General features: G+C 68.5%; 21 protein-coding genes. 15 read left to right on the top strand and 6 right to left on the bottom strand.

Going from position 1 to position 22,336, the window contains the following annotated elements; translation table 11 throughout:
• Positions 1-8 precede the first annotated feature (8 nt).
• Both QRN19_RS11880 and QRN19_RS11885 read right to left on the bottom strand, forming a co-directional pair.
• Entirely contained in the window at positions 9-464 is a 456-nt protein-coding gene (locus QRN19_RS11880) for a VanZ family protein (protein WP_285027169.1), read from the bottom strand.
• 97 nt (positions 465-561) lie between these two features.
• On the bottom strand, positions 562-933 hold the full coding sequence (locus tag QRN19_RS11885; protein ID WP_285027170.1) for an RNA-binding S4 domain-containing protein: 372 nt from the start codon (positions 931-933) through the stop codon (positions 562-564).
• Positions 934-971: 38 nt separating this feature from the next.
• Between QRN19_RS11885 and QRN19_RS11890 the strand changes: the two genes are divergently transcribed.
• From QRN19_RS11890 to QRN19_RS11905, 4 genes are all read left to right on the top strand, one after another.
• Positions 972-1,670 carry a CDP-alcohol phosphatidyltransferase family protein gene (locus QRN19_RS11890; RefSeq protein WP_285027172.1) on the top strand — a complete coding sequence of 233 codons (699 nt, stop codon included), beginning with the start codon at positions 972-974 and terminating at the stop codon, positions 1,668-1,670.
• Entirely contained in the window at positions 1,663-2,184 is a 522-nt protein-coding gene (locus tag QRN19_RS11895; protein ID WP_086473205.1) for an FHA domain-containing protein, read from the top strand. The genes QRN19_RS11890 and QRN19_RS11895 overlap by 8 nt, the downstream gene beginning before the upstream one ends.
• The gene (gene ftsR / locus QRN19_RS11900; protein WP_285027173.1) at positions 2,184-2,888 is read left to right on the top strand and encodes a transcriptional regulator FtsR; all 705 of its coding nucleotides are present in this window, start codon (positions 2,184-2,186) and stop codon (positions 2,886-2,888) included. The genes QRN19_RS11895 and ftsR overlap by 1 nt, the downstream gene beginning before the upstream one ends.
• A 202-nt stretch (positions 2,889-3,090) precedes the next feature.
• Positions 3,091-3,639, top strand: a complete 549-nt coding sequence (locus QRN19_RS11905; protein WP_064297014.1) for a MerR family transcriptional regulator — start codon at positions 3,091-3,093, stop codon at positions 3,637-3,639.
• Between the two features lie 212 nt (positions 3,640-3,851).
• On the opposite strand, the gene QRN19_RS11910 is transcribed toward QRN19_RS11905, so the two are convergent.
• Positions 3,852-4,718 (bottom strand): ParA family protein, encoded by an 867-nt coding sequence (locus tag QRN19_RS11910; RefSeq protein WP_285027174.1) that lies wholly within the window; start codon positions 4,716-4,718, stop codon positions 3,852-3,854.
• A gap of 73 nt (positions 4,719-4,791) precedes the next feature.
• Here QRN19_RS11910 and QRN19_RS11915 point away from each other — a divergent pair, with 73 nt between their 5' ends.
• The gene (locus QRN19_RS11915; RefSeq protein WP_285027175.1) at positions 4,792-8,199 is read left to right on the top strand and encodes a pyruvate carboxylase; all 3,408 of its coding nucleotides are present in this window, start codon (positions 4,792-4,794) and stop codon (positions 8,197-8,199) included.
• An 89-nt stretch (positions 8,200-8,288) separates the two neighbouring features.
• Positions 8,289-8,780, top strand: coding sequence for a peptide deformylase (locus QRN19_RS11920; protein WP_064297012.1), 492 nt, complete (start codon positions 8,289-8,291; stop codon positions 8,778-8,780).
• A gap of 54 nt (positions 8,781-8,834) precedes the next feature.
• Here QRN19_RS11920 and QRN19_RS11925 read toward each other — a convergent pair whose 3' ends face one another.
• On the bottom strand, positions 8,835-10,664 hold the full coding sequence (locus QRN19_RS11925) for an AMP-dependent synthetase/ligase (protein ID WP_285027177.1): 1,830 nt from the start codon (positions 10,662-10,664) through the stop codon (positions 8,835-8,837).
• Positions 10,665-10,851: 187 nt separating this feature from the next.
• Between QRN19_RS11925 and QRN19_RS11930 the strand changes: the two genes are divergently transcribed.
• The 3 genes from QRN19_RS11930 to QRN19_RS11940 all read left to right on the top strand — a co-directional run bounded on the left by QRN19_RS11930 (position 10,852) and on the right by QRN19_RS11940 (position 13,978).
• Entirely contained in the window at positions 10,852-11,805 is a 954-nt protein-coding gene (locus QRN19_RS11930) for an ROK family glucokinase (protein WP_285027178.1), read from the top strand.
• Positions 11,806-11,828: 23 nt separating this feature from the next.
• On the top strand, positions 11,829-12,512 hold the full coding sequence (locus QRN19_RS11935; RefSeq protein WP_064297009.1) for a lysophospholipid acyltransferase family protein: 684 nt from the start codon (positions 11,829-11,831) through the stop codon (positions 12,510-12,512).
• 119 nt (positions 12,513-12,631) lie between these two features.
• On the top strand, positions 12,632-13,978 hold the full coding sequence (locus QRN19_RS11940) for a class II 3-deoxy-7-phosphoheptulonate synthase (RefSeq protein ID WP_056005400.1): 1,347 nt from the start codon (positions 12,632-12,634) through the stop codon (positions 13,976-13,978).
• Between the two features lie 87 nt (positions 13,979-14,065).
• Here the strand turns inward: QRN19_RS11940 and pknB are convergent, their stop codons facing one another.
• Positions 14,066-16,012, bottom strand: a complete 1,947-nt coding sequence (gene pknB / locus QRN19_RS11945) for a Stk1 family PASTA domain-containing Ser/Thr kinase (RefSeq protein WP_285027179.1) — start codon at positions 16,010-16,012, stop codon at positions 14,066-14,068.
• 130 nt (positions 16,013-16,142) lie between these two features.
• On the opposite strand from pknB, the gene QRN19_RS11950 reads away from it, so the two are divergent.
• Entirely contained in the window at positions 16,143-16,484 is a 342-nt protein-coding gene (locus QRN19_RS11950; protein ID WP_285027180.1) for an Rv2175c family DNA-binding protein, read from the top strand.
• A 25-nt stretch (positions 16,485-16,509) separates the two neighbouring features.
• Here QRN19_RS11950 and QRN19_RS11955 read toward each other — a convergent pair whose 3' ends face one another.
• Complete coding sequence (locus QRN19_RS11955) at positions 16,510-17,610, bottom strand: polyprenyl synthetase family protein (RefSeq protein ID WP_285027182.1); 1,101 nt, start codon at positions 17,608-17,610, stop codon at positions 16,510-16,512.
• A 75-nt stretch (positions 17,611-17,685) separates the two neighbouring features.
• Here QRN19_RS11955 and QRN19_RS11960 point away from each other — a divergent pair, with 75 nt between their 5' ends.
• The 5 genes from QRN19_RS11960 to QRN19_RS11980 all read left to right on the top strand — a co-directional run bounded on the left by QRN19_RS11960 (position 17,686) and on the right by QRN19_RS11980 (position 22,335).
• Positions 17,686-18,060, top strand: a complete 375-nt coding sequence (locus QRN19_RS11960) for an SCO2097 family morphological protein (RefSeq protein ID WP_285027183.1) — start codon at positions 17,686-17,688, stop codon at positions 18,058-18,060.
• Positions 18,061-18,374: 314 nt separating this feature from the next.
• Complete coding sequence (gene mraZ / locus QRN19_RS11965; RefSeq protein WP_064297003.1) at positions 18,375-18,806, top strand: division/cell wall cluster transcriptional repressor MraZ; 432 nt, start codon at positions 18,375-18,377, stop codon at positions 18,804-18,806.
• 139 nt (positions 18,807-18,945) lie between these two features.
• Positions 18,946-19,899, top strand: a complete 954-nt coding sequence (gene rsmH / locus QRN19_RS11970; protein ID WP_285027184.1) for a 16S rRNA (cytosine(1402)-N(4))-methyltransferase RsmH — start codon at positions 18,946-18,948, stop codon at positions 19,897-19,899.
• On the top strand, positions 19,896-20,489 hold the full coding sequence (gene ftsL / locus QRN19_RS11975) for a cell division protein FtsL (protein ID WP_285027185.1): 594 nt from the start codon (positions 19,896-19,898) through the stop codon (positions 20,487-20,489). Before rsmH ends, ftsL begins: the two co-directional genes overlap by 4 nt.
• Before the next feature lie 73 nt (positions 20,490-20,562).
• A complete protein-coding gene (locus QRN19_RS11980) occupies positions 20,563-22,335 on the top strand; it encodes a peptidoglycan D,D-transpeptidase FtsI family protein (RefSeq protein ID WP_285027186.1) in 1,773 nt (590 codons plus the stop codon).
• The last annotated feature ends 1 nt before the right edge of the window (position 22,336 follow it).

Below are 22,336 nucleotides of genomic sequence, written 5' to 3' on the forward strand. Positions count from 1 at the left end.
TGGGCAGTTCAGTGCTGCAGCGCTGCCCGGCGCCGTGACGAGGCCTGGAGTCGCCTGGCGCGCCCGGCGGTCAGCATCAGGCCGAGGACGACCCCGGCGACGGCACCGGAGGTGTTCGCGAGGAGGTCCCGAGGATCGCTCACGCGTCCGGGAATCGCGAGCTGCGCGGCCTCGATGGCGACCGTCAGCGTCGCTGCGACGAGGATGGCGAGCCACCAACGTCGCCGTCCGAGCAGGAGCAGGAAGAAGACACCGATCGGCACGAACATGGCGATGTTGGCCCCGAACTCCAGGCGCTCGTAGGTGACCCATGCCGTCGACTCCCACCGGGCGAGGATGTCGACGAGTCGGTACACGAGGGACTCGGTCCGGCCGTCGAAGGGCCGCGGGCCGAGGGTGACGGCCGCCACGAGCGCGAGGTACACCACGGTGAGGGTGCTGAGCACGGGATGGCGGCGGAACATCGGCCCAGCATGCCCGAGTCACCTTGGCGGCGCTTGAGTGTTCCCTGGACGGGGACGATGCGTCGCCGATGAGGCAGGGAGGGTTGTCAGCTGCGCGTCAGCGCCCCCGCAACCGCTCGATGTCGCGACGTTCACGCTTCGTCGGTCGGCCGGCGCCCCGGTCTCGGACGGCCACGACCTGCCGTTCCGCCGGCGTCGGCAGCGGGGGAGAGCGGTCGATGAGGCATTCCGCCGCCACGTCCGCGCCGACCCGCTTCGCGATGAGGCGTCGGACCTCCACGATCCGATCGAAGCCCGCCACGCGGAGCCGGACCTCGTCTCCGATCCTCACGGCCTGTGCCGGCTTCGCCCGATCGCCGTTGACCCGCACGTGGCCGGCTCGACAGGCGGTCGCGCCGGCCGAGCGGGTCTTCGTCAGCCGGACCGCCCAGATCCATGCGTCGACGCGTACGCTCGTCGGGCTGTCCATCCTCCGATGGTAGGGCAGCCGATCGGTAGACTCGACCCGTGACTGACGGGGCGCAGCCAGGGATTCGACGGACCGGTGAAGACCGCGTCGTCACCCTCCCCAATGCGCTCAGCGTCTTCCGGATCCTCCTCGTCCCGGTCTTCCTGATCCTCCTCGTGCAGGGGCAGGACCTGTGGGCGCTCGCGACGCTCGCGTTCTCCGGTGTCACCGACCTCCTCGACGGGTGGATCGCGCGACGGTTCGACCAGATGACGAAGCTCGGTCGTCAACTCGACCCGGCCGCCGATCGCCTCTACATCCTCGCGGCGTTGATCGGTCTCGCGGCCCGCGGACTCATCCCGTGGTGGTTGCTCATCGTCGTCTTCGCCCGCGACCTGCTGCTCGTCGGGCTCGCCGTCGTCCTCCACCGGTCCGGCACCGGCGTGCTTCCCGTCATCCGCGTGGGGAAGTGGGGCACGGCGCTCCTCTTCACCGGGCTCCCGGTGCTCATGCTGGGCCAGGCGTTCCCCGCTGTCGCGATGATCGCGACGCCGCTCGGTTGGGTGTCGGTGATCGCCGGGGCGACGCTCTACTGGTGGGCCGGTGTCCTCTACCTGCTGCAGACCGTGCGGATCTCGCGGGATGCCCGTGCGAAGCGGCGGGAACGGGTCGGATCCGGCGCATCACCCTCGACCGGGCGGCGCGACAGAGACGCCACATCGGATACGCTTGACGGAGAGGAGGTCGACGGTGGCTGAGCACGATGAGAAGTATCCCGCGACCGGGGCGTACACGCCGGGAGCCGTCGATGACGGTGCCCCGACGAGCGGCTCGGGCGATCGGGAAGTCGACACGACACTCACCTTCGGTGAAGACCTCGGAGCGGCCCTCGCGGCGATCGACTCCGACGTCACCGCCGAGGAGCACGAGGCGATCGCGGCACTGCCGTCCGGTTCCGCCCTGCTGATCGTCCGTCGTGGTCCGAACGCCGGTGCGCGGTTCCTCCTCGACGCCGACGTCACGACCGTCGGACGCCACCCCGAGGCCGACATCTTCCTCGACGACGTCACCGTGTCGCGTCGGCACACCGAGTTCCACCGTCACGGGACCGCGTTCGAGATCCGCGATCTCAACTCCCTGAACGGCACGTACTTCGACGGCGTCCGCATCGACAAGGCGATCCTGCGCGACGCCGCCGAGGTGCAGATCGGCAAGTTCCGCCTCACCTTCTACGCGTCGCGGATCGACCTCGCCTCCCAGCTGGGAAGCTAGTGGCGGCAGCCAGCGCGAACGCGCGAAGCGATGGCGCTCCGCTGCTGAGCATCGGGCAGGTCCTCGCACGCCTCACCCCGGAGTTCCCCGAGCTGAGCAATTCGAAGCTCCGGTTCCTGGAAGAACAGGGCCTCGTGTCACCGGCGCGAACGAAGTCCGGCTACCGGAAATTCTCAAGCGAGGACCTCGAGCGCCTGCGGCTGATCCTGTCGATGCAGCGCGACCACTACTTCCCGCTGAAGGTCATCCGCACCTACCTCGTCGAGGTCGACGCGGGACGGTCACCCCTGTTCCCGGGCAGTGGGCAGGCAACCGGCGCGCCATCGATCCATCCCGGGGTCCGCAGGTTCTCGCGGAACGAATTGATCCGCGAAGCTGGCGCCACCCCGATGCTCTTCAACGACGCCGTGAGCGCGTCGCTGATCCTGCCCGCCGAGAACTACGGTGAGGACGTCGCGTCCCTCCTGCGGATCCTCGTGGAGTTGCAGCGCTCCGGCATCGAACCGCGGCACCTCCGTGGGTTCCGCGCCTCGATCGAGCGCGAGGTCGGGCTCATCGAGAGCGCGTTGAGCGCCGTCGCCAAGCGGAACGACGCCGCCGGCCGAGCGCGTACCGCCGACCGGGCGCTGGAGATCGCCACACAGCTCGAGGGCGTGCGGTCGAACCTCGTCCGCTCGGCACTCGAGCGACACCAATCCTCCTGATCGACCGCCCAGGGCGTAGACTGCCCTCATCCATCACGGCCAGGTCACAGTTCGATCACTCGTGACGACACGCCGTCCGTTTCGAACGGATGTCGCAGCGTTGACCGGGGCGGATCGGTAGCGTGGTGGGAGTGGTCAAGCCGGCTCGACGCCCCCGTCGAGACCGTACCGACCGTGCAGCGAACATCGAGGAGAAGCAGACATGAGTGAACTCAGTCGCGACGGGGCGTCACGGTACGGTGACCTCGGGCTGCTGTTCACCGACGGGCTTCCAGAACTCGAAGAGGGCCAGGGCTACCGCGGAGCGGTCGCCGCCCGTGCAGCCGGCATCAGCTACCGCCAGCTCGACTACTGGGCCCGGACCGGTCTGGTCGAGCCGACCGTGCGCGGTGCATCCGGATCCGGAACGCAGCGTCTCTACGGCTTCCGCGACATCCTCGTCCTCAAGCTCGTCAAGCGCCTGCTCGACACGGGTATCTCCCTGCAGCAGATCCGCACGGCGGTCGACCAGCTCCGCGAAGCGGGCATCGTCGACCTCGCCCAGACCACGCTCATGAGCGACGGCGCGAGTGTGTACCTCTGCACCTCCAACGACGAGGTCATCGACCTCGTCAGCCGCGGACAGGGCGTCTTCGGCATCGCCGTCGGCAAGGTGCTGCGCGAGGTGGAGTCCACGCTCATCGAGTTCGACGCACAGTCGGCCGACCCCATGGACGAGCTCGCAGCACGTCGCTCCGCTCGCAGCGCCTAACCTGAGCCGAAGGCGCCGGTCCCTGAGCCTGTCGAAGGGCTCACCGACGCGCGTCAGACATTCCCTGAGTCCACATCCCCGGTACGTGGTGCTCCTGACGGCCATTGGAGCTCCTGCCGGTCCTTGAGCGCGCCTGCCGGTCCCTGAGCCTGTCGAAGGGCGACCCGAGCGACCGCCTGATCCGTGAGCCGACCGAGCGGTCTAGCCACACCTCAGCTGTCGGAGGAAGGTGCCTCGACGGCCGACGGGGCGGTGACGGCCGCCGGCTCCGGGGGAGTGCCGTCGGCGTACTCGCCGACGCGACCCGTGCGCAGCACGCGGTCGAGGAGGGAGTCGAAGTTCTTCGCCATCTCCTGCGCCGTGTCACCTGGCCACACGTGGACGGGCTTGGCGGCACCCTGCGCCTGCTGGAGGGACGTGCGCTCCAACAGCTGCGGGTTGAGGATGAGGGGTCCGAACATGTCGCGCAGTTCCTTGATGCGGAACTGGTGCTCCATCGACTGCGGACGCACGCGGTTGACGATGATGCCGAGCGGCTGCAGCCGGGGGCTCAGCCCGCGACGGATCTCTTCGACGGCGCGAAGGGCGCGGTCGGCGGCGGACACCGAGAACAGGCCCGGCTCCGTGACGACGGCGACGCGGTCGCTCGCCGCCCAGGCGGTGCGGGTGAGTGCGTTGAGCGAGGGGGCGCTGTCGATGAGGACGAGGTCGTACTCCTCCTCGACGTGCGCGAGCGCCTCTTCCAGGCGCCAGATGTCGCGGATGCTCGGGTGCGGGCCGTCGAAGTTGATCGCAGACGGGCTGCCGATCATGACGTCCATCTTGCCCGGGTGGATCTTCGTCCAGCCGCTCGCCACGATCGCCTGCTCGACGATCTTCTTCTTCGGCGAGGTCAGCACATCCGTCACCGTGAGGTGCCCTGCGACATCGACGGCCATGCCGGTCGAGACGTCGCTTTGGGGGTCGAGATCCACGACCAGCGTGCGGATGTCCTTCGAGAACGCGGCGGAAGCCAGGCCAAGGGTGACGGTGGTCTTGCCGACGCCCCCCTTCAGGGAGCTAACGCTGAGTACATGCACAAGGCTCAACGTTACCGTGACTAGGCTAGGGAATCTCAACGTTTGCTGAGTTGGCTGTTGTGGAAAGGGTTCCATGTTCAGGAAGATTCTTGTCGCCAATCGCGGAGAGATCGCCATCCGGGCGTTCCGTGCCGCGTACGAGCTGGGGGCGAAGACGGTTGCGGTGTTCCCCTATGAGGACCGCAACTCGATGCATCGGCTGAAGGCCGATGAGGCCTACCAGATCGGCACGGAGGGTCATCCGGTGCGCGCCTACCTCGACGTCTCGGAGATCATCCGCGTCGCGAAGGAGTCCGGCGCCGACGCGATCTACCCCGGGTACGGCTTCCTCTCCGAGAATCCGGAACTGGCCGAGGCGGCCCGAGCCGCCGGCATCACCTTCATCGGCCCGCCGTCCTCCGTCCTGGAGATGGCCGGCAACAAGGTGACCGCCAAGGAGCACGCCATCGCGGCCGGGGTCCCGGTCCTGAAGTCGACGCCGGCCAGCCGCGACATCGAGGAGCTGCTCGCCGGTGCCGCCGAGATCGGGTTCCCGATCTTCGCGAAGGCGGTCGCCGGTGGTGGTGGACGCGGCATGCGCCGGGTCGACAACGCGGAGGACCTCCGCGGCGCCCTCGAAGCGGCCATGCGCGAGGCGGACAGCGCCTTCGGCGACCCGACCATGTTCCTCGAGCAGGCCGTCGTGCGCCCCCGCCACATCGAGGTCCAGATCCTGGCGAGCGCCGACGGCGAGACCATCCACCTCTTCGAGCGCGACTGCTCGGTGCAGCGCCGACACCAGAAGGTCGTCGAGATCGCACCGGCCCCGAACCTCGACGAGGACACCCGTCAGGCCATGTACCGCGACGCCATCGCGTTCGCCAAGTCGATCGGCTACGTCAACGCCGGGACGGTCGAGTTCCTCCTCGACACCGCGGGGGAGCGGGCCGGCCAGCACGTGTTCATCGAGATGAACCCGCGCATCCAGGTCGAGCACACCGTGACCGAGGAGGTCACCGACGTCGACCTCGTCCAGTCGCAGATGCGCATCGCCGCCGGCGAGTCGCTCGGCGACCTCGGCCTCACGCAGGAGTCCCTGCACCTCCGCGGCTTCGCGCTCCAGTGCCGCATCACCACCGAGGACCCCACGGCGGGCTTCCGTCCCGACACCGGGAAGATCACGACCTACCGCTCTCCGGGCGGCGGCGGCATCCGACTCGACGGCGGTACGGTCGCATCCGGCGCACAGATCAGCCCCCACTTCGACTCGATGCTCGCGAAGCTCACCTGCCGTGGGCGCACCTTCGAGGCGGCCGTCACGCGTGCCAAGCGCGCCCTCGCCGAGTTCCGCATCCGCGGCGTGTCCACGAACATCCCCTTCCTGCAGGCGGTCCTCGAAGACGCCTCGTTCGTGGCCGGCGACCTCAGCACCTCCTTCATCGACGAGCGTCCGCAGCTCCTCCGCGGCCATGTCTCGAAGGACCGCGGGACGAAGATCGTCAACTGGCTCGCCGACGTCACGGTCAACCAGCCCAACGGGTCGCGTCCGTCCGGAGCTGACCCGGTCGACAAACTGCCGGCGATCGACATCACGACCGACGCCCCGGCCGGCTCGCGTCAGCGACTGCTCGAGCTCGGCCCGAAGGGCTTCGCTGACGCCCTCCGCGCCCAGACCGCCCTCGCCGTGACCGAGACCACCTTCCGCGACGCCCACCAGTCGCTCCTGGCCACGCGGGTCCGGACGAAGGACCTGCTCGCGGTCGCGCCGTTCGTCTCCCGGCTCACCCCGGAGCTGCTGTCCGTCGAGGCCTGGGGTGGCGCGACGTACGACGTGGCCCTCCGCTTCCTCGGCGAGGAGCCCTGGGAGCGGCTGGCCTCGCTGCGTCAGGCGATGCCGAACATCGCGATCCAGATGCTGCTGCGTGGCCGGAACACCGTCGGCTACACGCCCTATCCCACGGAGGTGACGAACGCCTTCGTGCGGGAGGCCGCCGACACCGGGATCGACATCTTCCGGATCTTCGACGCCCTGAACGACGTGTCGCAGATGCGCCCGGCCATCGATGCGGTCCTGGAGACGGGGACGACCGTCGCGGAGGTCGCCGTCTGCTACACCGGCGACCTGCTGAACCCGGCCGAGGACCTCTACACCCTCGACTACTACCTCCGTCTCGCCGAGAAGATCGTCGAGTCCGGTGCCCACGTGCTCGCCATCAAGGACATGGCGGGGCTCCTCCGTCCGTCCGCGGCGGCAAAGCTCGTCGCGGCGTTCCGCGAGCGGTTCGACCTGCCGGTCCACGTGCACACGCACGACACCCCCGGCGGACAGCTGGCGACCCTCCTCGCGGCGAGCAACGCAGGCGCCGACGCCGTCGACGTCGCGAGCGCGCCGATGGCCGGCACGACGAGCCAGCCGTCCGCGTCCTCGCTGGTGGCCGCACTGGCCCACACCGAGCGTGACACCGGCATCTCCCTGCAGGGGATCGCCGACCTCGAGCCCTACTGGGAGGCCGTCCGCGCGATGTACCGGCCGTTCGAGTCAGGACTCGCCGGCCCGACCGGTCGCGTGTACACGCACGAGATCCCCGGCGGCCAGCTGTCGAACCTCCGCCAGCAGGCGATCGCCCTGGGGCTCGCGGACCACTTCGAACTCATCGAGGACATGTACGCGGCCTCCAACAAGATCCTCGGCCGTGTGCCCAAGGTGACCCCGTCGAGCAAGGTCGTCGGGGACCTCGCCCTCCACCTCGCCGCCGTCAAGGCGGACCCGGCCGACTTCGAGGCCAACCCCGACAAGTACGACGTCCCGGACTCCGTCGTTGGGTTCATGGCGGGCGAGCTCGGGGAGCTCCCGGGCGGATGGCCAGAGCCGTTCCGCTCGAAGGTCCTCGCCGGTCGCTCGGTCGACATCGGGATCACGCCGATCTCCGCTGAGGACCAGGCCTCGCTCGACGGCGAGTCGGCCGAGCGCCGCTCGACGCTCAACCGGCTGTTGTTCCCGGCGCCGACCAAGCAGTTCGAGCAGCAGCGCGACCTGTACGGCGACCTCTCCGTCGTCGACACCGCCGACTACCTGTACGGCCTCGAGCCGGGCATGGAGCACGTCGTCGAGATCGACAAGGGCGTCCGGCTCTTCGTCGGGCTCGAAGCGATCGGCGCGGCCGACGAGAAGGGCATGCGCACCGTCATGGCGACCCTCAATGGGCAGTTGCGTCCGGTGTTCGTCCGCGACCGCAGCATCGAGGTCGACTCCCGCGCGGCGGAGAAGGCCGACACCTCCGTCGCCGGCCAGGTGGCCGCGCCGTTCTCCGGTGTCGTGACCGTCAAGGTCGCCGTCGGCGACCGCGTCGAGGCGGGCCAGCCGGTCGCCTCGATCGAGGCCATGAAGATGGAGGCGGCGATCACCACCGCCGTCGCCGGCGTCGTCGAGCGCCTCGCCATCCCGGCGACCCAGCAGGTCGAGGCGGGCGACCTGCTCGTCGTCGTGAAGCCGAGCGCCTGAGCGTCCCGAGACCGGTCGCGTCCCTCCTCGAGGCGACGCGGCCGGTCTCCGCGTCCACCACAGCTGTCCCTCCCGGAAGGATCCAACCCGTGACGACACGACCCATCAGACACTTCGGCGACCCGGTCCTGAAGGCTCCGACGGCCGAGGTCGTCACGATCGACGACGACATCCGCAGCCTCGTGCGCGATCTGGTGGACAGCGTGGAGCTCCCCGGTCGTGCCGGCGTCGCCGCGACGCAGATCGGCGTCGGACTCCGCGTGTTCAGCTACAACGTCGACGGCGTCATCGGGTACCTCATCAACCCGAAGCTCGTCGAGGTTCGCGGTGAACTCGAGGAGATCGGCGAGGGCTGCCTGTCGGTGCCCGGGCTCTGGTTCCCGACCCCGCGCCATCCCTACGCTCGTGCCGTCGGCATCGACCTCGACGGGCAGGAGCTCGTCGTCGAGGGTGAAGGACTCCTCGCCCAGGCGCTCCAGCACGAGACCGACCACCTCGACGGCATGCTCTACCTCGACCGACTGTCGAAGGAGCATCGGCGCGAGGCCATGAAGCAGGTCCGCGAGAGCGACTGGTTCTAGACACCGGCCGACGGGCCCGGCGGTCGTCGACCGACCGCCGAGCTCGTCGAGTCGCTACTTCAGGGACATCCCCTGGGTCTCGGGCGAACCCGCTCCGAGGTACATCCCCTCGATCGTCTCCGCGAAGTCCTTGAGGATCACGTTCCGCTTGATGCTGAGCTTCGGCGTGAGGTGACCGCTCGCCTCCGTGAGCTCGTCGTCGAGGATGACGAACTTGCGGATCGACTCCGCCCGGGACACCTTCGTGTTGGCCTCGTCGATGGCCCGTTGGACGGCGGCGAGCACTGCGGGGTTCCGAGCGGCCTCGGCGGCGCTCATCGACGCGTCCTGACCGTTGTTGGCGAGCCATGACGGCAGCATCTCGGTGTCGAGCGTGATGAGGGCGCTGATGAACGGCTTCTGATCGCCGACGACGACGACCTGACCGACGACCGGGGTCGCGCGGATCGGGTCCTCGAGCGCCGCCGGGGCGACGTTCTTCCCGCCGGCGGTGACGATGATCTCCTTCTTCCGCCCGGTGATCGTGAGGAAGCCGTCGGCGTCGAAGGAGCCGATGTCGCCGGTGCGGAACCAGCCGTCGTCGAAGGCCTCCGCCGTCGCCTCGGGGTTCTGCCAGTACTCCTTGAAGACGTTGATCCCGCGCACTTCGACCTCGCCGTCGTCGGCGATGCGGAGGGAGACGCCGGGGAGCGCCGGTCCGACCGTCCCGATCTTCGACTTCTGGGCGAGGTTGACCGTTGCAGGCGCGGTGGTCTCGGTGAGGCCGTAGCCCTCGAGGATCACGATGCCGAGCGCGTGGAAGAAGTGACCGAGTCGCGGACCGAGCGGGGCGCTCCCGGAGACCGCGTACCGCACCCGGCCGCCCATGGCCGAACGGATCTTGGACAGCACGAGGCGGTCGAGGACCCGGAACTTCACCTTCAGGCCGAACGGCACGGAACCGCTCTCGAGGGCCTTCGAGTAAGCGATCCCGGTCTCGGCGGCTGCACGGAAGATCTTGCCCTTGCCTCCGGCCTCCGCCTTCTGCTCGGAGGAGTTGTAGACCTTCTCGAAGACCCGGGGGACCGCGAGGAGGAACGTCGGCTTGAAGGTGCCGAGCGAGGGGAGCAGCTGCTTCGTGTCGGGCTGGTGGCCCGTCTTGACACCGGAGTGCACGCACAGCACGGCGATGAAGCGCGCGAAGATGTGGGCCGTGGTGATGAAGAGGAGGGTGGAGGCGCCGGGAGCGGACACGACCTCCTTGAGTGCGACGGCCGAGTTCCGCGACAGCTCGACGAAGTTCGAGTGGGTGAGGACGCACCCCTTCGGCCGACCGGTCGAGCCGGAGGTGTAGATGAGGGTCGCCATGTCGGAACCCACCGCGAGGTTGCGGCGGCGTTCGATCTCCTCGTCGGGGACGTCGACGCCGGCGGCCGCGATCTTGTCGAGGTCGCCGAGGTCGATCTGCCAGACCCGTGTCACGTCGGGGAGGTCGCCGTGCACCTCGTCGAAGCGGGCGAACTGGTCGGGCGTCTCGACCAGCACGCTCGTCGCTCCCGAGTCGCTGAGGATCCACTGCACCTGGCTCGGCGAACTGGTCTCGTAGATCGGGACGAGGAGTGCTCCGGCGAACCAGACGGCGAAGTCGATGAGGGTCCACTCGTACCGGGTCTTGCACATGAGCCCGATCTTGTCGCCGGGTTCGATCCCCGCGGCGACGAGCCCCTTCGCCAGGGCGACGACCTGCGCGTGGAATTCGGCGGTGGTCACGTCCACCCACTCCGACCCGCGGGGAACGGCGAACAGCGCGGCGTCGGGCGCAGCAGCCAGGCGCTTCACGAGCAGATCGGTCGCATTGGCGGATGGGTCTGCTGCGACGACTGCAGGGACGTCGAACTGTTCCACGGCAACTCCTTCGGTACCAGGTCGGCAAGATGTGGCTCCATCCTAGAGCACGGGTGTTTGCGCGGTTTCTGTGGCGCGCAGACGCTCAGTAGACTCGATTGCGGCGCGCGGGCGACCGACTCGACTGACGGTCGGTCACACGCCGCTGCCGGTATCGGCGACATCAGGACAGGGAGACGGCACCGTTATGGCAAACGCGATCGGCATCGACATCGGCGGGACGAAGATCGCGGGCGGGGTCGTCGACGACGACGGCCGGATCCTCGCGGCCGGTCGCACGCCGACGCAGGCCTCCGATCCCGACGCCATCATCGACGACGTCGTCGCCATGGTCCGGTCCTTGGACGACGGCAGCATCTCGAGCGTCGGCGTCGCAGCCCCCGGGTTCTTCGACGCCACGCGCTCGACCGTCTACTACTCGCCGAACATCGCCTGGCGGAACGAGCCCCTGCAGGCCCGGCTGGCCGCGCGGATGCCCGACAAGGTCGTGACGATCGAGAACGACGCGAACGCCGCGGGCTGGGCTGAGTTCCGGTTCGGCGCAGGGCGCGAGGAACGCAGCATGGTCATGGTGACGATCGGCACGGGTGTCGGCGGAGCGATCGTCCTCGACGACCGACTGCTCACCGGAGGCTTCGGAAGCGGAGCGGAACTGGGACACATGCGCCTCATCCCGGACGGTCTGCCCTGCGGCTGCGGCGCGCGCGGCTGCGTCGAGCAGTACTGCTCGGGGAACGCACTGCTCCGGCTCGCGAACGAGGCAGCGGACGCCGGTGGCGACGGTGCCGCCCTCGCCCGAGCGCGGACCGCCGCCGGCGGGCTGCTGAACGGACACCACGTCTCCGCCCTGCTCGAGTCCGGCGATCCCGGCGCCCTGCGGTGCCTCAACGAGCTCGCCGATCTCCTGGGGCAGGCCCTCGCGAGCATGTCGGCCATCCTCGACCCCAACATCTTCGTGATCGGCGGCGGCGTCGCCCAGGCCGGAGACCTCCTCCTGGACCCCGTGCGTGAGGCGTTCCTGACGCACCTCCCGGCGCGCGGGTTCCACCCGGAGCCGTCCTTCAGCATCGCCCAGCTCGTGAACGACGCCGGTGTCATCGGCGCCGGCGATCTTGCCAGGAGCGCCCTCGTCCTCGGCTGACGGCGGCAAGACGGAGGAGCACGATGTTCTACTGGTTCATGAAGTACCTGGTCGCCGGCCCGATCCTGAAGTCGATCTTCCGGCCATGGGTCATCGGCGCCGAGAACATCCCGGAGCACGGCGGCGCGATCATCGCGAGCAACCACCTGTCGTTCATCGACTCGGTGATCCTCCCCCTGTGCGTCGATCGGCGCATCTCCTTCCTGGCCAAGAGCGAGTACTTCCGCGGCAAGGGCTTCGGCGGCTGGGCCACGAAGACCTTCATGCTCGGCACGGGGCAGCTCCCGATCGACCGGTCTGGAGGCAAGGCCTCCGAGGCCTCGCTCAACACGGGACTCGCCGTCCTCGGCGGCGGGCACCTGCTGGGGATCTATCCGGAGGGCACCCGCAGTCCCGATGGGACGATGTATCGCGGCCGCACCGGCGTCGCGCGGATGGTGCTCGAGGCCGGGGTCCCCATCGTCCCCGTCGCGATGATCGATACCGAGAAGGTCATGCCGATCGGCACGAAGCTGCCCCGGATCCGTCGGATCGGGATCGTCATCGGCAAACCGCTCGACTTCTCGCGGTTCGAGGGGATGGAAGGTGACCGCTTCATCCTCCGCAGCGTCACGGACGAGTTGATGGTCGAGCTCCGCAAGCTCTCGGGCCAGGACTATCGCGACGTCTACGCCACGAGCGTCAAGGAGCGCGCCGCGTCGGCGTGACGCTAAGCTGAAAAACCGGGCCGCGATCGCGGTCCGTTCCCCCTTCCGGGCGGGCTCCGGAGCGCGTCCGGTCGAAGAGAAACAGGAAATCCGTGTCCCACGCTACAGAACCAGTCGTCATGGCCGAACCCTCGGTGATCGCCGGACTGGACTATTGGCGTGAGCTGCCGATCAAGCAGCAGCCGTCATGGCCGGACCAGGCCGCGGTGGCGCGTGCCTCCGCCGAACTCGCGACCCTCCCACCGCTGGTCTTCGCCGGCGAGGTCGACATCCTGCGCGACCGGTTGGCCCGGGCGGCGAGCGGCAACGCCTTCCTGCTCCAGGGCGGCGACTGCGCCGAGACCTTCGCCGGTGCGACGGCCGAGCAGATCCGCAACCGCGTGAAGACGGTCCTGCAGATGGCCGTCGTGCTCACCTACGGTGCGTCCATGCCGGTCGTCAAGATGGGCCGGATGGCCGGTCAGTTCGCCAAGCCGCGCTCCAACGACTCCGAGACGCGAGGCGACGTCACCCTGCCCGCCTACCGCGGCGACATCGTCAACGGCTACGACTTCACCCCGGAGTCGCGCACGGCCGACCCGGCTCGGCTCGTCAAGGGGTACCACACCTCCGCATCGACGCTGAACCTCATCCGGGCGTTCACCCAGGGCGGGTTCGCCGACCTCCGCGAGGTCCACAGCTGGAACAAGGGGTTCGCCGCCAATCCGGTGAACCACCGGTACGAGGGACTGGCCCGCGACATCGATCGTGCGATCAAGTTCATGGAGGCGGCCGGAGCCGACTTCGACCAGCTGCGCGGTGTCGAGTTCTACTCGAGCCACGAGGCGCTGCTCATGGACTACGAGCGACCGATGACGCGGATCGACTCGCGGACCGGCACGCCGTACAACACCTCGGCCCACTTCGTGTGGATCGGTGAGCGGACGCGCGAGCTCGACGGCGCGCACGTCGACTTCCTGTCGCGCGTGCGCAACCCGATCGGCGTGAAGCTCGGCCCCACCACCTCGGCCGACGACATGTTGCGTCTCATCGACAAGCTCGACCCCGAGCGTGAGCCCGGGCGCCTGACGTTCATCACGCGGATGGGTGCGGGCAAGATCAGGGATGCGCTGCCGCCGCTGCTCGAGGCGATCAAGGGTGCCGACGCGACGCCGCTCTGGGTCACCGATCCGATGCACGGCAACGGACTCACGACGCCCACCGGGTACAAGACGCGTCGTTTCGACGACGTCGTGGACGAGGTCAAGGGCTTCTTCGAGGCCCACCGCGCCGCAGGGACGCACCCCGGTGGCATCCACGTCGAGCTCACCGGCGACGACGTCACCGAGTGCCTGGGTGGCTCGGAGCAGATCGACGAGGCGACCCTGGCCACGCGGTACGAGTCGCTGTGCGACCCGCGCCTCAACCATATGCAGTCGCTCGAGCTCGCCTTCCTCGTGGCGGAGGAGCTCGCGGCCGCGAAGTAGGTCGACACACCGCGAAGCGCCCATGCCGGGTTTGGCATGGGCGCTTCGTCGTGTGGAGCGGCGATGCGACCCCGACCCTCGTCGAGCCTACAGACCGAAGTCGGTGATGTTGATCGTCGAGCCCTTCTTGACGGATTTACCCGCCGGGGGATCGGTCTTCTTCACCTTGAAGATGTCGCGGAAGGCTTCTTGCACGGCGATGTCGCCGACGGTGAAGCCCGCGTTCTGCAATGCCTTGATGGCCTGATTGATCGTCTGGCCGGTGGTGTCGGGGACGGCGACCAACTCGACGCCCTTGGACACGATCAGCGTCACGTCGTCACCGGGGATGAACGCCGTCTCGTTCCCGTCGGCATCGGTCTTGGCCTGGATACCGATGACCTGCCCCGCGGGGATCGTGTCGTCGAACGCCTCGTCAGAGGCACCCACGCCGAGCCCGACGGATTCGAGGGCGTCGCGTGCCTGGTCCGGCGTCATCCCCGAGACCGAGGGCACCTGTCCGGCCGAGACGAGCAAGGTCACCGTGGAGCCTTGGAAGGACGGCCCACCCTGGCTGTAGTCGGCGCCCGAGGTCGCATCGGTCGCCGCGAGCACGATGTCCTTCGCGATACTCGGGTCGAACTGCTGGTTCACGGTGCCGACGGCCACACCGAGCGCGTCCAACTGCTGTTCGGCGTCGGATTGTGCGAGCCCGGCGAGGACCGGGATGTCCACCGGCTGCGGTCCCTGGGAGACGAGGACCGTGACGGAGCTGCCCTTGTCGATCTTCGAGCCGGACGGCGGATCGCTACCGGCGACCGTGCCGGCCGGGACGGTGAGGCTGAACGTCGCGCCTTCGACGGGCACGAAGCCCAGCTCCACGAGTTTGGCGGATGCCTGGTCGAAACTCCCCTCGGCCACGTTCGGGACCTCGACGAGCGAGCCGGGACCCTGGCCGAAGTACCATCCGGTCCCACCGGCGAGCGCGGCGAGCATGAGGACGATCGTGAACAGGGCGACGCCCACGCGGCTGCGCTTGCGGGCCTTCGTGGCGAGCTTGCCAGGGCCGTCCGTCGCGTCGGCGCGCACCGGGACCTGCTGCGGTTTGGTGTTGCGGCCGATGACCTGGGTGACGTCGTCGGCATGCTCGCTCGTGTAAGAGGCCGGCATGACGATCGTGGGCTGCGCCCCGGTGGCGACCGAGGTGAACCCGAGGTTGGACTCGATGGACCGCAGACGCTCCAACATCTCGCCGGCGTTCGACGGACGATCGTCCGGTTCGCGCTCGGTGGCCCAGAAGACGAGGTCGTCGAGTTCCTTGGGGACGGCGGGGTTCTTGGCGCTCGGTGCGGGGACCGACTCGTTGGCGTGCTGGTAGGCGATCTGCATCGGCTGCTCGCCCTTGTACGGCTGCTCGCCGGTGAGCATCTCGTAGAGCATGATCCCGAGCGCGTAGATGTCACTCCGGGCGTCGGCCTGCCCGCGGGTGACGAGTTCGGGGGAGAGGTAGGCGATCGTCCCGAGCAGTGCCTGGCCGGTCGCCGTGTTCGCGCTTGCGGCTCTCGCGAGACCGAAGTCGCCGATCTTGATGCGGCCGTCGTCGGCGAGGAGGACGTTCTCCGGCTTGACGTCGCGGTGGACGATGCCGGCGCGGTGCGCGGCGGCGAGACCGGACAGCACGGCGTCGAGGATGTCGGCGGCCTGCCGAGGGGTCAGGGTGCCGTTGTCGCGGATGAGGTCGCGGAGGGTGATCCCCGGCAGGTGCTCCATGACGAGGTACGCCATGTCGGAGTCCTGGCCCTGGTCGAACACGCTGACGACGTGCGGATTCGCGAGCCGGGCGGCGGAGCGCGCCTCCTGGATGAAGCGGTTCTTGAACGTCGTGTCGTCCGAGAGGTGGCCGTGCATGACCTTGATCGCGACGCGCCGTTCCAGCCGGAGGTCGGTGGCGAGGTACACCGTCGCCATACCGCCTCGGGCGATGCGTGAGCGCACCTGATATCTCCCGTCGAGGAGACGGCCGATCATCGGATCGGTCTGCTGGTTGCTACTCACCAGTCGAGTGTATGGAACGTCGGGCGCGAAGAGCTGTCAACACCCCGGGAGGGCGGCGAGGTGCTTGGATCGTTACCCGAACGCGATCCGACGGCGCCGAGCGGAGCGCGGTCGTGGCAGACTGCTGTGCGTGACTGAGCAGAATTCCGAACTCGTGTGGTTCACCCTTCCCGATCTGGCGACCGAACTCGGGCTGCCGATCCGCCGCATCCGCCAGTACCTCGAGGAGCGCGACCTCCTCGCCGTCCGACGTGACGGCGTGCTGCAGGTGCCGTCGTCGTTCATCGCGGACGGCGGGCCGGTGCGCAACCTGCGCGGCACGCTCACGCTGCTGTCCGACAACGGCTTCGACGACGAGGCCGCGATGGTCTGGATGCTCGAGGACGACGACGCGATCGGGACCTCGCCGATCCAAGCCCTCCGCGAGGGACGTCGGTCCGAGGTGCGCCGGGTGGCTCAGGCGCTGGCCTGATCCCGCGCCGTCCGAGCCGGACGGCTCAGGTCTCGCGGCGTGCGACCGCGACCGCGAGGCCGCGCAGGTGGGCACGGGCGTCGTCGTTGATCGGAGCCTCGCCCAATGCGGAGAGTGCCCGCGCGACATGGTCTTGGATGAGCTTCTCCACCTGGTCGACGGCTCCGCTGTCGCGGATGGTCGCCTGGAGCAGGCCGATCTGGTCGTCGTCGAGTTCGGGATCCCCGAGCAGCTCGTCGAGGATGGCGCGCGCGCCCGGCTGGAGGGCCTCCCTCGTGAGCGCGATGAGGATGGTCCGCTTCCCCTCGCGGAGGTCGTCGCCACTCGGTTTGCCGGTCACGGCGGGATCGCCGTAGACGCCGAGGAGGTCGTCGCGCAGCTGGAAGGCGATGCCGAGGGGGAGGCCGTACCCGCGGAGCGACGCGAGCTGCTGTTCGTTCCCGCCGCCGAGGAGCGCCCCGAGTGCGAGCGGGGACTCGATGCTGTACTTGGCCGATTTGAAGATCAGGACGCGCTCGGCCCGGCGGCGCTGTTCGTCGTCGGCGGCGTCGCGCCATGCGCGCTCCTCGAGGATGTCGAGGTACTGGCCGGCCGTGACCTCGGTCCGCATGCGGTTGAACTCGGCCCGCGCTGCGCGAGCGGCGGTGCGGTCGTCCAGCTGGTCGAGTCCGTCGTCGAGGAGTTCGTCGCTCCAGCCGAGGAGCAGGTCGCCGAGGAGCGTGGCGGCTCCGGTGCCGAAGGTGGTCGGGTTGCCGTCCCATCGGCTGCGACGGTGCAACTCCGCGAAGGAGACGTGTGCCGACGGTGCACCCCGGCGGGTGTCGGAGTTGTCGATGATGTCGTCGTGGACGAGCGCTGCGGCGTGGAACAGCTCGAGTGCTCCACAGGTCGCGATGACGGTCTCGAGGCCGCCCTGACCGCTGGCGTGCCGCCCGGTCGAGACGGCCTGCCAGCCCCGGAAGCAGAACTGTGCCCGGAACCGCTTCCCACCGCTGAGAAATTCCCGGGAGAAGTCGAGGAACGGGGAGAGCTCAGGGCCGATCTGCGCGACAATGGAGCTTCGCGAGGAGAGAAAGTCGGAGAGCCCGCGGCCCACCAGGGTGGCGAGTTCATTGCTTTCGATCACGCACCTAGCCTAGTCATGCTTCGGTGGCTAGACTCGATCAACAACGTCGCGTCGTGTGACCTTGAGGGGAATCAGATGCCACTTTCAGAGCAGGAGCAACGGCTCCTCGATGAGATGGAACGCCACCTCTACCGCAGCGATGCCGATTTCGTCTCCAAGGTCACCGCTGGCGCGGGCAAACCGAGTTACCGCGGTATCGCGCTCGGCTCCCTCATCGCGGTGGTCGGGGCGATCGGCCTCGTGCTGGGAGTCGTGATCCAGCAGCCCATCGTCGGTCTGCTCGGGTTCGCGATCATGCTCACGGGCGTGCTCGTGGCGACCAAGCCGACCCGGGCTCCACTCGAACAGCCGCGTCCTCGTCAAGCTGCTCCGGCCGGCCAGAAGTCCTCGCGTCTGATGGACCGCTTCAACGACCGCTGGGACAAGCGTCAGTCGGGCGACGAGCAGTAACGATGCCAGGTCTCCCGGTCGCTCCGCGGCCGGCCACTTGACTCCACTTCCCTCCCTCGCGGCGCCGCCGCACCACGACTCCAAACGGGGCCGATCTTCGGATCGGCCCCGTTTCGTCGTTTCAGGCCCTCCCTGATCGTCCCGGGTATGGCAAAACCCCTCCATTTCCCTCCACCCCGCAGAGTCTTGACTTTGCGGGGTTTTTTCATGGACAAATGGTCCGATGTGGAGGAATGTGCTGCACTGGTGGGGCAAAGTGGAGTAAAGTGGAGTCCAACCAAGATGTTGGCCAGAACGATTGGGGGCGGGGGCGTATGTTCCTCGGTAGTCACGCCCCCAAACTCGACGAAAAAGGCCGCATCATCCTGCCGGCGAAGTTCCGCGATGAGCTCTCCGGTGGGGTCGTCATGACTCGAGGCCAGGAGCACTGCATCTACGTCTTCAGCACGCGGGAGTTCGAAGCGCTCCACGAGAAGATCCGCCAGGCTCCGGTCACCAGCAAGCAGGCCCGCGACTACCTGCGCGTGTTCCTCTCCGGAGCGAGCGCCGAGACCCCCGACAAGCAGCACCGCGTGACCATTCCGTCCAACCTCCGCCAGTACGCCGGGCTCAGCCGCGACCTCGTCGTCATCGGCGCCGGCAGCCGCGCGGAGATCTGGGACGCCGAGGCATGGGAGTCCTACCTCGCCGAACAGGAGAGCGTCTTCTCCGAGACCGCCGAGGAGGTGATCCCCGGACTCTTCTAGTGCCCTGCCCCCTGACTCCCAGCCGTCCCGCCCTGACACACTTCCCCGGTGCCAGGTCGGAGCCCGCCCTGACACACTTCCCCGGTGCCAGGTCGGAACGGATGGGGATCAGGGGACAGGGACCGTCCGGAGTACGCATATGGCCATCAACGACATCCACACCCCGGTCCTCCTCGAGCGATGCATCGAGTTGCTCGCCCCCGCCGTGTCCCACGAGGGCGCGGTCCTCATCGACGCCACGCTCGGCATGGCGGGCCACGCCGAAGCGATGCTCGAGCGCTTCCCGCAGCTGACCCTCATCGGGCTCGACCGCGACCTCGACGCGCTCGACATCGCTCAGGAGCGGCTCGCGCGCTTCGGGTCACGAGCCCGGTTCGTCAAAGCCGTCTACGACGACATCGACGAGGCTGCCGAGGAGCTCGGCTTCCCACAGGTGGACGGGATCCTGTTCGACCTCGGCGTCTCCTCGCTGCAACTCGATCGGACCGAACGCGGCTTCTCGTACTCCCAGGACGCGCCCCTCGACATGCGGATGGACGCGTCGAGCGAGCTCACGGCGGAGACGATCCTGGCCACCTACGACGAGATCGCGCTCCGGAAGATCTTCTGGGAGTACGGCGACGAGAAGTTGGCGCAGCGCTACGCCCGCCGCATCGTCGAGGAACGTCAGCAGCGCCCCCTGACGAGTTCCGGGCAGCTGGTCGAACTCATCGATCGGGCAACGCCGGCGGCCGCACGCCGCACCGGCCACCCGGCCAAGCGGGTCTTCCAGGCGCTGCGCATCGAGGTGAACGCGGAGTTGTCGGTCCTCGAAGCTGCCGTGCCCCGCGCGCTCGACCTGCTGCGGGTCGGAGGTCGGATCGTGTTCCTGTCCTACCAATCGCTCGAGGACCGGATCGTCAAGCGCGAGCTCCAGGCGCGGGCGAAGTCGACCACACCGGCGGGCCTGCCCGTCGAGCTCCCGGAGCACAGCGCGGAGCTGAAGCTCCTCGTCAAGGGTGCGGAACTCGCCACCGAGGCCGAGATCGACGAGAACCCCAGAGCGAAACCCGTGCGACTCCGCGCGGCCGAACGGCTGAGGAGGCCAGCATGAGCGGAGCGACCGCGGCACTCGATCTCGCACCAGAACGGCTCGGACGCGCTCGGCCGCAGCCGACGCGCACGGCCCCCGAACGGCAGCACATCCGTGCGGTCACGACCGGTGCGCGTTCGAAGCTCAAACCGCGGCCGATGTACGCGGTTATCGTCGTCGGTGCGGTCGTCGCCATCGTCGTCGGCCAGCTGCTCCTCAGCGTCGGGTTGAGCCAGGGCGCGTACCAGATCCAGCAGCTCGAGGGGAAGCAGGTCGAACTCGGCCGCACCTCGGCCGCGCTGGCCGAGGACCTCGACCGCCTGGCCTCGCCCCAGTACCTCGCCGTGAACGCGCAGGCACTCGGCATGGTGGGCAACTCGCTCCCGACCTACCTCCGGCTCTCCGACGGTGCCGTGCTGGGGACGCCCACGCCGGCGTCGGCGAGCACGAGTCCGATCTTCAACGCCGCCCTCGTGCCGAACGCGCAGGCCGCGACGCTCCCGCTCGTCGGCGGGCAGAACGCCGCCGCCGCAGACGGCGCGTCGAGCCAGGAAGCGGTCACCCCGCCCGTACCGTTGCAGGACGGGCTGCCGTCGCCGACCACACGATGACCGGACGGCTCACGGTGGAGGACGACGCCCTGCTCGGAGGTGCGACGTCGGGAGAGGACGCGGTGCGGGCATCATGGTGAGACACACGAAGACCACGCGCCGACGCCTCGCGTTCACCATCGTCGCGGTCTCCATCGTGATGACGCTCTTCGTCCTCCGTCTGGTGGACATCCAAGTGGTCCGCGCGAGTGCCTTGAGCGCGGAATCCCTCGAGAAGACCGAGACGGGCGACACGATCCTCGCCACCCGCGGCAACATCCTCGCCTCCGACGGTTCGGTGCTCGCCGAAGCGGTCATGCGGTACAGCATGGCGGCATCTCCGAAGGACGCCGGTCCGTTCGAACGCGACGTCGACGGCGCCGAGCAGACGATCACCCTCGAGCAGGCGACGAACGAGATCGGCGCGATCATCGGCAAGCCCGGTCCGGAGGTCCTCGCGCTCATCACGGACGCCCTCGCCGCGGACAAGGACTCGCTCTACGCCCTCATCGCGAAGAAGCTCACGCTCGACCAGCTCCGAGCGCTCAAGGCGCTGGAGATCCCGTGGACGACCTTCAAGGAAGAGCCCTACCGGGTGTACCCGAACGGTGCCGTCGCCGGCAACATCGTCGGCTTCGTGGGTGAGGAGGGCGAGGCCCAGGCGGGCGTCGAACTCATGGAGAACTCCTGCCTCGCCGGCAAGGACGGTCGCACGACGTACGAGAAGGGCAGCGGCGGTCTCCCGCTCCCCGGTACCACGGTGACGAAGCCGGCGAAGGACGGCGGCGACGTCGTGCTCACGCTCGACAAGGACATCCAGTGGTTCTCGCAGCAGTCGCTCACCGCGCAGGCCGAAGCGGTCGGTGCGAGCTGGGGCGTCGTCACGGTCATGGAGGTCAAGACCGGCAAGCTCCTCGCCGTCGCCGAGTACCCGGCCGTCGACCCCGGCAACGTCAGCGCGACGCCGTCCGAGGACCGAGGCTCACGGGCCTTCGCCGCGCCGTTCGAACCAGGATCGACGTACAAGTCGCTCACCGCCGCGGCGCTCATCGATCAGGGTGTCGCGAATCCGAACTCCCAGGTGGTCGCTCCGTTCCGGTACAAGCCCTCGAACGGTGCCGACATCAACGACAGCGAGTTCCACGCGGATCTGAACCTCACCCTGTCTGGTGTCATGGTCGAATCGTCCAACACGGGGATCTCGCAGTTCGGCGAGAAGATGAGCGCCGACACCCGCTACGCGTACTTCCAGAAGTTCGGTCAGCTGCAGAAGACCGAGGTCGGCTTCCCGAGCGAGTCCGGTGGCCTCATGGCGGACCCTGCGGACTGGGACAACCAGACGGACTACGCGACCATGTTCGGTCAGGGGTTCTCGACGACCGCGATCCAGGGCGCCAGCCTGTACCAGACGATCGCGAACGGCGGTGTACGCATGCCCGTCCAGCTGGTCGAGGGGTGCCGGAACGCCGACGGCACCATGACCGACGTCCCCGACGCGACCGGAACCCAGGTCGTCTCCGCCGACGCGGCGAAGCAGGTCAGCGAGATGCTCGAGATGGTCGACCAGGAGAGCTGGGTGGCCAAGAACGTCGACGTCCCCGGCTACCGGGTGGCGATGAAGACCGGTACCGCACAGCAGCCCGACGGCGATGGCGGCTACAGCTCGAGCTACCTCGTCTCGATGGCCGGTTTCGCTCCTGCGGAGGCGCCGCAGTTCGTCGTTTCGGTGAACCTGGCCGACCCGGTTAAGATGAATTCATCGGCTGCAGTCGCTCCCATCTTCCGGGATGTGACCACCCAGGTGCTGAAGAGCAGGGGAGTGCAGCCGTCCACGGAGCCGGCACCGAACCTGCCGCTCAGTTTTTGAA

The sequence above is a fragment of the Plantibacter sp. ME-Dv--P-122b genome (assembly GCF_030209375.1).
Classification (GTDB): domain Bacteria; phylum Actinomycetota; class Actinomycetes; order Actinomycetales; family Microbacteriaceae; genus Plantibacter.

Excerpts from the sequence above, each read along its gene's own strand:
- mraZ (WP_064297003.1), top strand. The coding sequence starts at position 18,375 with ATGTTCCTCGGTAGTCACGCCCCCAAACTCGACGAAAAAGGCCGCATC.
- QRN19_RS11940 (WP_056005400.1), top strand. The coding sequence starts at position 12,632 with ATGGCCGAACCCTCGGTGATCGCCGGACTGGACTATTGGCGTGAGCTG.
- QRN19_RS11885 (WP_285027170.1), bottom strand. The coding sequence starts at position 933 with ATGGACAGCCCGACGAGCGTACGCGTCGACGCATGGATCTGGGCGGTC.
- QRN19_RS11905 (WP_064297014.1), top strand. The coding sequence starts at position 3,091 with ATGAGTGAACTCAGTCGCGACGGGGCGTCACGGTACGGTGACCTCGGG.
- QRN19_RS11935 (WP_064297009.1), top strand. The coding sequence starts at position 11,829 with ATGTTCTACTGGTTCATGAAGTACCTGGTCGCCGGCCCGATCCTGAAG.
- rsmH (WP_285027184.1), top strand. The coding sequence starts at position 18,946 with ATGGCCATCAACGACATCCACACCCCGGTCCTCCTCGAGCGATGCATC.
- QRN19_RS11880 (WP_285027169.1), bottom strand. The coding sequence starts at position 464 with ATGTTCCGCCGCCATCCCGTGCTCAGCACCCTCACCGTGGTGTACCTC.
- ftsL (WP_285027185.1), top strand. The coding sequence starts at position 19,896 with ATGAGCGGAGCGACCGCGGCACTCGATCTCGCACCAGAACGGCTCGGA.
- QRN19_RS11915 (WP_285027175.1), top strand. The coding sequence starts at position 4,792 with ATGTTCAGGAAGATTCTTGTCGCCAATCGCGGAGAGATCGCCATCCGG.
- QRN19_RS11960 (WP_285027183.1), top strand. The coding sequence starts at position 17,686 with ATGCCACTTTCAGAGCAGGAGCAACGGCTCCTCGATGAGATGGAACGC.
- QRN19_RS11980 (WP_285027186.1), top strand. The coding sequence starts at position 20,563 with ATGGTGAGACACACGAAGACCACGCGCCGACGCCTCGCGTTCACCATC.
- QRN19_RS11930 (WP_285027178.1), top strand. The coding sequence starts at position 10,852 with ATGGCAAACGCGATCGGCATCGACATCGGCGGGACGAAGATCGCGGGC.